Genomic DNA, 10,662 nt, shown 5'->3' with positions numbered 1-10,662 from the left:
GGGCCGCCAGCCCGTTGCATCAGAGCCGCCAGACAGGATTACCTCATCTGGCGCCAGAGCCGGTCAGAAGTTCCAGTCTTCATCCTCGGTTTCGACCGCTTTACCCATCACATAGGATGAACCCGACCCTGAGAAGAAGTCGTGGTTTTCATCGGCGTTCGGCGAAAGTGCAGACAAAATTGCCGGGTTCACCGCCGTCAGCTCAGACGGGAACAGCGCTTCATAGCCCAGATTCATCAGCGCCTTATTGGCGTTATAGTGCAGGAAGGTTTTCACCTCTTCGGCCCAGCCCACGTCGCCATACAGCGCCTCGGTATAGGTCACTTCATTCTCATACAGCGCCAGTAGCAGATCGATGGCGAACTGCTGTAGCGATTCACGGCGCGCATCGTCTGCTTTCTCCAGCGCTTTCTGATACTTATACCCGATGTAATAGCCATGTACCGCTTCATCACGAATGATTAAACGGATCAGATCGGCGGTGTTAGTCAACTTGCCGCGGCTCGACCAGTACATCGGCAGCCAGAAGCCGGAGTAGAACAGGAATGACTCCAGAAATACGCTGGCAATCTTCTTCTTCAGCGGATCGTCGGCGCGATAGTGCTGCAGCACTATTTTTGCCTTGTTCTGCAACGCTTCATTCTCTTCACTCCAGCGATACGCTGCATCGACGTCAGCGGTGTTGCACAGCGTAGAGAAAATGGAGCTGTACGAGCGCGCATGCACCGCCTCCATAAAGCTAATGTTTGATAACACCGCTTCTTCATGCGGCGTTACCGCATCTTCCATCAGCCCGGGCGCGCCGATCACATTCTGAATGGTGTCGAGCAGCGTCAGGCCGGTAAACACGCGAATGGTCAGCTGCTGTTGCTGGTGGTCCAGCGATTGCCACGCGGGCAGATCATTCGACAGCGGCACTTTCTCCGGTAGCCAGAAGTTGCTGGTCAGACGATTCCACACTTCGAGATCTTTGTCGTCCTGGAGGCGGTTCCAGTTAATAGCCTGAATGGATTTTAGTTGCATAGTCATCATCACAGTGAGCAGGAGACGCAGCCCTGCACTTCGGTGCCTTGTAGCGCCATCTGGCGCAGTCGAATGTAGTAGAGCGTTTTAATGCCGCGCTTCCACGCATAGATCTGCGCTTTATTGATATCGCGCGTTGTCACGTCATCGCGGAAAAACAGCGTCAGAGATAGCCCCTGATCGACGTGCTGCGTGGCTTCGGCATAGGTATCAATAATCGCTTCCGGGCCAATCTGATAGGCATCCTGATAGAGCGCCAGATTGTCATTGGTCATGAACGGGGCCGGATAGTAGACGCGCCCCGTTTTACCCTCTTTGCGAATCTCAATGCGCGAGACAATCGGGTGGATGCTTGAGGTCGCATGATTGATATAGGAGATGGAGCCGGTAGGCGGAATCGCCTGCAGGTTCTGGTTATACAGGCCGTATTGCATCACGGCGGCGCGCAGTGCCTGCCAGTCAGCCTGACCAGGCAGGGTCACGCCGGCATCGGCAAAAATCTGCGCCACGCGCGCCGTGCGCGGCTGCCAGGCTCGCTCAACATATTTATCGAAGTAGCGGCCACTGGCGTATTGTGATTGGGCGAAACCGTCGAATGCCTGGCCGCGCTCACGGGCCAGCAGATTCGAGGTACGCACCGCGTGATAAGTGACGCAATAGAAGTAGAGATTAGTAAAGTCCAGCGCCTCTTCAGAGCCATAGGCCATGCCTTCGCGCGCCAGATAGCCGTGCAGGTTCATCTGACCCAGCCCGATGGCATGCGAGCGGTGATTACCCTCCGCCACCGACGGCACAGAGTTGATTTCACTCATTTCAGACACTGCCGTCAGCGCGCGTATGGCCACTTCTACGGTCTGCGCCAGATTGCGGGAATCCATGGCGTGCGCAATGTTAAGCGAACCAAGGTTACAGGAGATATCCTTGCCCACGCGGCGATAACTCAAATCCTCATTGAATTCGCTGGCGCTGTTCACCTGCAAAATCTCCGAGCAGAGATTGCTCATGTTGATGCGCCCGGCGATGGGATTGCTGCGGTTCACGCTATCTTCATACATGATGTACGGATAGCCGGACTCAAACTGAATCTCTGCCAGCGTCTGGAAAAAGTCGCGCGGTTTGATGTACGTTTTGGTGATGCGATCGTCAGCCACCATTTCGTCATACAGCTCGCTGATGCTGATATCGCCAAACGCTTTGCCGTAAATCCGCTCAACGTCATAGGGCGAGAACAGCGCCATATCACGATTCTCTTTCGCCAGCTGGAAGGTAATATCCGGGATCACTACACCCAGCGACAGCGTCTTGATGCGGATCTTCTCGTCGGCATTTTCGCGCTTGGTATCAAGGAAACGGAAAATATCCGGATGGTGGGCATTCAGCCATACCGCACCGGCACCCTGACGCGCGCCCAGCTGGTTGGCATAGGAAAAGGCATCTTCCAGCATCTTCATCACCGGAATCACACCGGATGACTGATTCTCAATGCGTTTGATCGGTGCGCCGGATTCGCGCAGGTTAGAGAGCAGAAACGCCACGCCGCCGCCGCGTTTGGATAACTGCAGCGCCGAATTAACCGCACGGCCAATCGACTCCATGTTGTCCTCAATACGCAGCAGGAAGCAGGAGACCAGTTCGCCGCGCTGCTGTTTACCGCAGTTAAGGAAAGTGGGCGTCGCCGGCTGGAAGCGGCCGCTGAGAATTTCAGCCAGCAGCTCACGCGCCAGGGCTTCATGGCCGCGCGCCAGCGTCAGCGCCACCATGCAGGCACGCTGTTCGAATGTCTCCAGATAGCGTTTGCCGTCGAAGGTTTTCAGCGTGTAGCTGGTGTAGAACTTCCACGCGCCCAGGAAGGTACGGAAACGGAAGCCAAAGGCATCAGCCTCATCATGCAGCTGACACAGAAAGGCGAAATCGTATTGATTCAGCACATCGGCTTCGTAGTAGCCCTCCGCTACCAGATAGCGCAGGCGCTCGCCCGCTGAGGCGAACGACATCGTATGGGGCTGCACGTGCTGCAGGAAGAACTGTCGCGTCGCTTCATGATCTTTTTCGAACTGAATGCGGCCCTCTGCGTCGTACAGGTTAAGCATTGCGTTAAGCGCGTGGTAATCGGCTCGCGTGCTGTTCAGGGTGTCTGTCGTTGCCAAAATTGAGTTACTCCCGCTTTAACATTTGCAATATCGTCGGGGGTTCCCATCAGCTCAAAGCGGTAGAGATAGGGAACCTGACATTTCTGCGCAATGATGTCGCCCGCCAGGCAAAAGCCCTCACCAAAGTTGCGATTGCCGGCCGCAATCACCCCACGGATACCGCGTCGGTTAGCATCATCATTCAGGAACTGAATCACCTGTCGGGGCACGGCACCGCGTGAGGCGCCGCCGCCGTAGCTCGGCACCACCAGAATAAACGGCTGGTGGATGTGCAGGCGCTGCGTGGCATCCAACGGTATACGGTGCGCCGGCAGGCCCAGACGGGTAATAAATCGGTGCGTGTTTTCCGACTGGCTGGAAAAATAGACCAGTGGAAACATGGTTTACTCTCCGACAGCCGCAAGCTGACGCAGGCTGGCGATCTTATCGGGGCGGAAGCCGCTCCAGTGATCGTGTTGGGTCATCACCACCGGCACCTGGCGATAGCCAAGCGACCGCAGATTTTCGATGGCATCAGGCTGGGTATCCAGATTGACGAGCTGATAATCGATACCCGCGCGGTCCATGGCATTTTTCGTGGCATTGCACTGGACACAGTTATTCTTAGTGTAAATAATAATGCGCATGATTCGTATTTCCCTTTGATGACGGTCAGGGTATGAAATCTGCAGCAAATTCCGCTGCTCTCAGCTTCATCCCTGCCGCTATTGTGTGACGAGTTGATGATCTGAATACTAGATGTAGTGGTGTGTATGATCAAGCCTACCAGATATAGGGTTTTGGCCTTTTGGTCATCCGGATATCGCGTATGTCAGAAAGCACGCGGCTTTCAGGCGGGAAAAAAATTTTGTAAAGGGCAGAGCAAAACGTTTTCAGCTTTAGGGCAGAAACAGTCGCGCGGCTTTTTAGATTGTGCAGTGCCTGATGTGGCCAGAATTGGCACAAAAAAAGCCCCGCGTCAGCAGGGCTCTTGTTTGAAACGGTATGCTATTTAGCGACGTGACACCAGCAGTGCGCCCAGCACCAGGCCTACGGCAGCACCGATACCGACGCCATACCAGGGTTTGTCATGCACATAAGCATCTACCTGATAACCGGCATCGCGCGCCGCCTGGGATACGCGATTGCTATTGCCATCCAGCTTAGCGCGCGTCTGCTTCAGCAACGCCTGTGCTTTGCTGCGTGCACTATCAACTTCATCTTTGGCTTCACTGCCGTAAGATTTCAGCAACGCTTCCAGCGAATCGGCCAGTTCGTTTACATCCTGATTAATATCAATGTCATCGTTTTTGCTGGTTCGATTAAACATTTTTCGCTCCCTTTGATTTAAAACGTAATACTAAGTGTAGACGAAACGTGACTAAACGCAGCGTTGTGCCAGGCTTTAGGGAAATTCCGAATGGCCTGTGCTGTGCTGCTGTTGTAAGGTTGCGGGGCTGTGAGAAGAGAGGAGCAAGCATGTATTTACGTCCGGATGAAGTCGCGCGCGTACTGGAAAAAGCAGGGTTCGAAATGGACGTCCTGACGCCAAAAACCTATGGTTATCGCCGCGGCGAAAACTATGTCTATGTCAACCGCGAAGCCCGCATGGGGCGCACCGCGCTGATTATTCACCCCACGTTGAAAGAGAAGAGTCAGCACTTTGCTGATCCGGCCTCGGAGATGAAAACCTGCGATCACTATACGCAGTTCCCTCTCTACCTGATGGGTGACTCAAAAGAGCACTACGGCATCCCGCACGGTTTCAGTTCGCGTATGGCGCTGGAGCGCTATCTGCAGGGCGTATTTGGCGCCTGACGTTGTGCCCCGTCACTGCGGGGCCGCACCTTCCTCTGATAAATCCCCACCCTTTACCACGTTGCAAATTGCCGGGCGGATGCGTATAACTCTGTCTCCATATAGAAGTTTAGACGTCCATATGGATAAAATTAATGCAAACCCAGGATACCCCTCCGCAGGAAAATTTTAAGCGCACCATGAAAGTGCGGCATCTGGTGATGCTGTCGCTCGGGGGCGTAATCGGTACCGGTCTGTTTTTCAACACCGGCTACATCATCTCCACCACGGGTGCAGCGGGCACCTTACTGGCCTATCTGATTGGGGCGCTGGTGGTCTGGCTGGTGATGGTGTGCCTTGGCGAACTGGCGGTAGCGATGCCGGAAACCGGGGCATTTCACGTTTACGCCGCGCGCTACCTTAGCCCGGCAACCGGTTATACCGTGGCCTGGCTCTACTGGCTGACGTGGACCGTCGCGCTCGGCTCCAGCCTCACCGCAGCCGGTTTCTGCATGCAGTACTGGTTCCCTGAAGTACCGGTCTGGCTGTGGTGCCTGGTGTTCTGCATCGCCATCTATCTGCTGAATATTGTCTCCACACGCTTCTTTGCCGAAGGGGAGTTCTGGTTCTCCATCATTAAGGTGATCACCATCATCGCCTTTATCGTACTGGGGGCCGCAGCACTGTTTGGCTTTATCCCGATGAAGGATGGCAGCGCCGCGCCAGGCCTGCATAACCTGACCGCCTCCGGCTGGTTACCGCACGGTACCTTACCCATCTTAATGACCATGGTGGCGGTGAATTTCGCCTTCTCCGGTACCGAGTTGATTGGCATCGCCGCCGGGGAAACTGAAGAGCCACAGAGAGCGCTGCCGCTGGCGATCCGCACTACCGTGGCCCGTCTGATCATCTTCTTTATCGGCACGGTATTCGTGCTGGCGGCGCTGATACCGATGGATCAGGCCGGCATCGTGAAGAGCCCGTTTGTGCTGGTGTTTGAGAAGATCGGTATCCCGTATGCCGCTGACATTTTTAACTTCGTGATCCTGACGGCGATTCTGTCAGCCGCCAACTCCGGCCTGTATGCCTCAGGCCGTATGCTATGGTCGCTGGCAAACGAGAACACGCTGCCGCGCTGCTTTGCCCGGGTAAACCGGCGGGGTATTCCGGTGCTGGCTATCACTATCAGTATGCTGGGCGGCCTGCTGGCGCTTTTCTCCAGCGTAATCGCGCCAGACACGGTGTTTGTCGCGCTCTCGGCCATTTCGGGGTTTGCCGTGGTGGCGGTGTGGCTCAGTATTTGCGCCTCTCACTACGTCTTCCGCCGCCGCTATCTGCAGGCGGGCAAGTCGTTGCAGGATCTCGCTTATCGTGCGCCGCTCTACCCGCTGGTGCCGATCCTCGGGTTTGCGCTGTGTCTGCTGGCCTGCGTCGGGCTGGCGTTCGATCCTTCGCAGCGCATTGCTCTGTGGTGCGGCATTCCGTTTGTGCTGTTCTGTTATGCGGCTTACGCTTTAACGCAGAAACGTCAACACTCTCTCAAGGCTAAGGAGGCCAACGATGTCGCATAATCCCATTGCGGAGGCGCTCACGCATACCGATACGCTGATTCTGGACGGCGCACTGGCCACCGAGCTGGAGGCGCGCGGCTGTAATCTGGCCGATACGCTGTGGTCCGCGAAGGTGCTCATGGAGAATCCTGAACTGATCTATCAGGTGCATTATGACTACTTTACCGCCGGGGCTAACGTCGCGATCACCGCCAGCTACCAGGCCACGCCGCAGGGATTTGCCGCACGCGGACTGGATAGCGGCCAGGCCAGCGCGTTAATACGGCAGAGCGTTGCGCTGGCACAGCGGGCACGCGACGATTATCGCGCCGCGTCCGGCAGCCAGGCGCCGCTGCTGGTGGCCGGTTCCGTTGGCCCTTACGGCGCTTATCTGGCAAACGGTGCCGAGTACCGCGGTGATTATGCGTTACCGGCAGCAGAGATGAAGGATTTCCACCGTCCGCGCGTGGCGGCGCTGCTGGAAGCGGGCGTGGATCTGCTGGCCTGTGAAACGCTGCCATCCTTCGGTGAAGCGCAGGCGCTGATCGGCCTGCTGGCGGAGTTCCCGCACAGCAGCGCGTGGTTCTCCTTTACCTTGCGTGACGCACAACACATCAGCGACGGTACGCCGCTGAGTAAAGTGGCGGAGGTGATTAACGCTGCGCCGCAGGTGGTGGCTATTGGCATTAACTGTGTCGCGCTGGAGAGCGTTACGCCGGCGCTGCAGACGCTGCAGGCGCTAACCGACAAGCCGCTGCTGGTCTACCCCAACTCCGGCGAGCAGTACGATGCTGTCAGCAAAACCTGGCACTCTGCGCCCTCTGGCTGCACGCTGCATGACCAGTTCCCGGCGTGGCAGCAGGCAGGGGCGCGGCTGATTGGCGGCTGCTGTCGCACCACGCCGCAGGACATCGCGGCGATTGCGGCCTGTTGTCAACCGCAATAAAGCGCAGAAAAGCGCCAGTGATAGCGCGATTGAGGCGAGTGAAAAGCGGGGAAGGGCAGTTTAGACTGTCCTTTCTGATTCTGATGCGGACCTGCTATGAAGCTGCGACACCTTTTACCTGCCTGTGCACTGCTGCTGAGCGGTTGCGCCACCATTGTTGGCTCTGAGAAGCAGCCGGTTAAGATCGATTCCATACCGCAGGGTGCACGCTTCACCGTGCAGGATGAGACCGGCCGCGCGGTGGCACAGGGTTATACGCCGCAAACCGTCGAACTGGCGAAGTCGAATGGCACCTATTTTGGCAAGAAGCACTATCAGGTGATGCTGGAGAGCCCGGGCTATGTTCCGCTGACGCTGCCAATCGAAGCCAACGCCAATCTCTGGTATGTGCTGGGCAACATTCCGCTGCTCGGCTTCCCCGGCTGGCTGGTGGTTGATCCCTACTATGGCGGCATGTATGACCTGAAGCCGGCGCACCCGCAGCCGATTCTGAATATGGTAGGCGCGCGCGGTCGTTAACCGAGGATCTCCATCCATCCTGTCACTGGCAAAATGGCGGCACTCGCTTACTGTGCGGTGGGCTTCACCATCGCACTGCCGGACTTATGCTGCGCCAGATACTGCTGCTGGAAGATGCACATGCGGATGGTGTTGCGGTATTCGCCATTGATGAAGAATTCGTGCTTCAGCACACCCTCCACTTCAAATCCCAGCTTGGTGTAAATGTGGATCGCCTTTTCGTTCTCCTGATCGACAATCAGGTAGAGCTTGTAGAGGTTCAACACGGAGAAGCCGTAGTCCATCGCCAGCTTTGCCGCCTTGCTGGCAAGCCCTTTGCCCTGATGGGCAGGATCGATGATGATTTGAAATTCGGCGCGGCGGTGTACGTGATTAATCTCAACCAGCTCCACCAGCCCGGCCTTCTGCCCTTCGTGTTCAACCACAAAGCGGCGCTCGGTTTGATCGTGGATATGTTTGTCATACAGGTCTGAGAGCTCTACGAATGCTTCGTACGGCTCTTCAAACCAGTAGCGCATGACGCTGGCGTTGTTATCCAGCTGATGCACAAAGTGCAGGTCTTCCCGCTCCAGCGGGCGCAATTTTACCGTCATGGCACTCTTCCTGAATATTTTCTCTGATGTGAGGCGCATAAGTATGCCACACCTCCGGGAGCGCCATATATGGCGACCTGAAACACGAGGTGCGCATGAATGCGCACCCTACGGGTGTTGGGAGCTGGACCTCTTCAGAGGCGCCATTTATGGCGACCTGAAACACGAGGTGCGCATAAATGCGTACCCTACAGATGTGGTGCAGGCATATGCGACCCGGAGCGGGTGCGCCGTTATCCCACAATCCGGCCGAGCGCCATGCGTGCCGCGCGGTCGCACATATGATCGATGACGTCCGGATCATGACTCACCAGCACCATCGTCAGGCCGTCGTTCTGCTTAAGATCGTTAAGCAGATTCAGGATCTCCGCCTGCACCGACATATCCAGCGCGGATGTTGGCTCATCCAGCAGCAGGATCTTTGGCTCCAGCAGCAGCGCACGCACAATGGCCACGCGCTGGCGCTGTCCGCCGGAGAGCTGATGCGGATAGCGATCCGCCAGCGCCGGATCCAGCCCGACGCGGCGGAAACCCGCATTGATCCGATCGTCAATATTATCGCGCTTCTGCATCTTTAACGGTTCTGCCAGCGTACGACGCAGGCGGTGGCGTGGATGCAGCGACGCATAGGGATCCTGAAAGACCATCTGCACATCGCGACGCAGCTGGCCGGTAAAAGGTTTACCGGGCTGTACCGCGGTGCCAGCCAGCGTCATTGCGCCTTGCCAGTGCGGGTTCAGCCCGGCCATCACCCACAGCAGCGAGGATTTGCCACAGCCGGACGGCCCGACCAGACCAAAGCACTCTCCTGCTGCCACCTGCAGTGACACATCGTGTACCACCGTGCGCAGTTCGTAACCCTGTTTGTGCGCAACGCTCAGGTTGGCTAACTCAATCATCGGTTCTCTCCAGCGCCGCGCGATCCAGAACCGGCAAGCGTTCACCGTGGGTAGCTTTGCTCGGGCGACAGGCCCACAGCGTGCGGGTATAAGGGTGGCTGGCATCTGACAGCTGCGATGCCGGTAACGTATCCAGCAGGCGGCCTTTATACATCACCATCACGCGTTCGCAGTGCTCGGCTACCTGCTGCAGATCGTGGCTGATCAGCAGCAAGCCCATATTACGCTGCTCTACCAGGCGTCGAATCAGCGCCAGCACCTGATCGCGCATGGCGTGATCGAGCGCTGAGGTCGGTTCATCGGCAATCAGCAACGCGGGATCGGTGATCAGGCAATCGCCAGCATCACGCGCTGGCCCATGCCGCCGGAGAGCTGATGCGGATAGCGCTTCATCAGCTGGCGCGGATCCGGCAGACCCACGGCGTCCAGCATTTCACACACTTTCTCTTTGCGTTCGGCGCGGCTCAGTTTGCGGTGCAGCACCAGCGGCTCCTCCACCTGCCAGCCGATAGTGCGCGTGGGATTCAGCGCGTATTTCGGGTCCTGCATCACCATCGCGACCTTGCCGCCGCGCAGCGTAATCCAGTCGCGTTCGCGCAGCCGGAGCGCATCTTCCCCGACCACCTGCAAACGCTCTGCGTGCAGATGCAGTGACGGTGACAGCAGGCCCATCAGCGAACGCGCCGTAAGCGATTTGCCGGAACCGGATTCGCCAACCAGCGCAACCCGCTCGCGACCAATGTTGAAGCTGATGTTATCCACCAGCAGCGTATCGTCACTGCGCAGGGTCAGGCCCTGTACATCAATTAAGAGATCATTTGGCATGACGGGTATCCAGTCGGTCACGCAGGCCGTCGCCTGTCAGGTTAAAGGCCAGGCTGGCGAACAGGATGGCGGCACCCGGCGCGGCAGCAACCCACCACTGGTCGAAAATCACTTTACTGCCTTCGGCTACCATGGAGCCCCACTCGGCGGTGGGCGGTTGCACGCCCATACCCAGGAAGCCAAGGCCCGCCGCAGAGAGGATAATGCCGCCAAGGCTCAGCGCCGCGCGGACCACGGCAGTAGGCAGGCACAGCGGCAGAATATGGCCGAACATCAGGCGCAGCCCGGTAATGCCCTGCATACGTGCCGCGGCAAGGTAATCGCTGCGGCGTAATGCCAGAGTCTCCGCGCGGGCCTGGCGGGCAAAGGGCGGCCAGCTGG

At 57.4% G+C, this 10,662-nt stretch carries 12 protein-coding genes and 1 pseudogene; 4 read left to right on the top strand and 9 right to left on the bottom strand.

Going from position 1 to position 10,662, the window contains the following annotated elements; all coding sequences use genetic code 11:
• Positions 1-63: 63 nt before the first annotated feature.
• From nrdF to HA48_RS21020, 5 genes are all read right to left on the bottom strand, one after another.
• Complete coding sequence (nrdF, locus tag HA48_RS21040; protein WP_128603055.1) at positions 64-1,023, bottom strand: class 1b ribonucleoside-diphosphate reductase subunit beta; 960 nt, start codon at positions 1,021-1,023, stop codon at positions 64-66.
• 8 nt (positions 1,024-1,031) lie between these two features.
• Positions 1,032-3,170, bottom strand: coding sequence for a class 1b ribonucleoside-diphosphate reductase subunit alpha (nrdE, locus tag HA48_RS21035; protein ID WP_128603054.1), 2,139 nt, complete (start codon positions 3,168-3,170; stop codon positions 1,032-1,034).
• Complete coding sequence (gene nrdI / locus HA48_RS21030) at positions 3,149-3,553, bottom strand: class Ib ribonucleoside-diphosphate reductase assembly flavoprotein NrdI (RefSeq protein WP_128603053.1); 405 nt, start codon at positions 3,551-3,553, stop codon at positions 3,149-3,151. The genes nrdE and nrdI overlap by 22 nt, the downstream gene beginning before the upstream one ends.
• 3 nt (positions 3,554-3,556) lie before the next feature.
• Positions 3,557-3,799, bottom strand: a complete 243-nt coding sequence (nrdH, locus tag HA48_RS21025) for a glutaredoxin-like protein NrdH (protein ID WP_128603052.1) — start codon at positions 3,797-3,799, stop codon at positions 3,557-3,559.
• 365 nt (positions 3,800-4,164) lie between these two features.
• Positions 4,165-4,482 (bottom strand): DUF883 family protein, encoded by a 318-nt coding sequence (locus tag HA48_RS21020; protein WP_128603051.1) that lies wholly within the window; start codon positions 4,480-4,482, stop codon positions 4,165-4,167.
• A 149-nt stretch (positions 4,483-4,631) separates the two neighbouring features.
• Here HA48_RS21020 and HA48_RS21015 point away from each other — a divergent pair, with 149 nt between their 5' ends.
• The 4 genes from HA48_RS21015 (at position 4,632) to HA48_RS21000 (ending at position 7,964) form a co-directional block, all read left to right on the top strand.
• Positions 4,632-4,970 (top strand): DUF2002 family protein, encoded by a 339-nt coding sequence (locus HA48_RS21015; RefSeq protein WP_128603050.1) that lies wholly within the window; start codon positions 4,632-4,634, stop codon positions 4,968-4,970.
• A 134-nt stretch (positions 4,971-5,104) separates the two neighbouring features.
• A complete protein-coding gene (gene mmuP / locus HA48_RS21010) occupies positions 5,105-6,520 on the top strand; it encodes an S-methylmethionine permease (protein ID WP_128603049.1) in 1,416 nt (471 codons plus the stop codon).
• Positions 6,510-7,445, top strand: a complete 936-nt coding sequence (gene mmuM, locus HA48_RS21005) for a homocysteine S-methyltransferase (RefSeq protein ID WP_128603048.1) — start codon at positions 6,510-6,512, stop codon at positions 7,443-7,445. The genes mmuP and mmuM overlap by 11 nt, the downstream gene beginning before the upstream one ends.
• Positions 7,446-7,541: 96 nt before the next feature.
• A complete protein-coding gene (locus tag HA48_RS21000) occupies positions 7,542-7,964 on the top strand; it encodes a peptidase associated/transthyretin-like domain-containing protein (RefSeq protein ID WP_128603047.1) in 423 nt (140 codons plus the stop codon).
• Positions 7,965-8,011: 47 nt separating this feature from the next.
• Here HA48_RS21000 and speG read toward each other — a convergent pair whose 3' ends face one another.
• The 4 genes and pseudogenes from speG to HA48_RS20980 form a co-directional block, all read right to left on the bottom strand.
• Positions 8,012-8,557, bottom strand: coding sequence for a spermidine N1-acetyltransferase (gene speG / locus HA48_RS20995; protein ID WP_128603046.1), 546 nt, complete (start codon positions 8,555-8,557; stop codon positions 8,012-8,014).
• Between the two features lie 233 nt (positions 8,558-8,790).
• On the bottom strand, positions 8,791-9,456 hold the full coding sequence (locus HA48_RS20990) for an ABC transporter ATP-binding protein (protein WP_128603045.1): 666 nt from the start codon (positions 9,454-9,456) through the stop codon (positions 8,791-8,793).
• Positions 9,449-10,281 (bottom strand): annotated as a pseudogene (locus HA48_RS20985) (ABC transporter ATP-binding protein). The gene HA48_RS20990 and the pseudogene HA48_RS20985 overlap by 8 nt, the downstream one beginning before the upstream one ends.
• Positions 10,271-10,662 (bottom strand): ABC transporter permease (locus HA48_RS20980; protein ID WP_139807997.1); only part of this gene is annotated, 392 nt, incomplete at its 5' end. The pseudogene HA48_RS20985 and the gene HA48_RS20980, both read right to left, overlap by 11 nt.

The sequence above is a fragment of the Pantoea wallisii genome (genome assembly GCF_002095485.1).
Classification (GTDB): domain Bacteria; phylum Pseudomonadota; class Gammaproteobacteria; order Enterobacterales; family Enterobacteriaceae; genus Pantoea; species Pantoea wallisii.
Note: the sequence above shows the minus strand (reverse complement) of the source record. Positions and strands in the feature narration are given on the sequence as shown.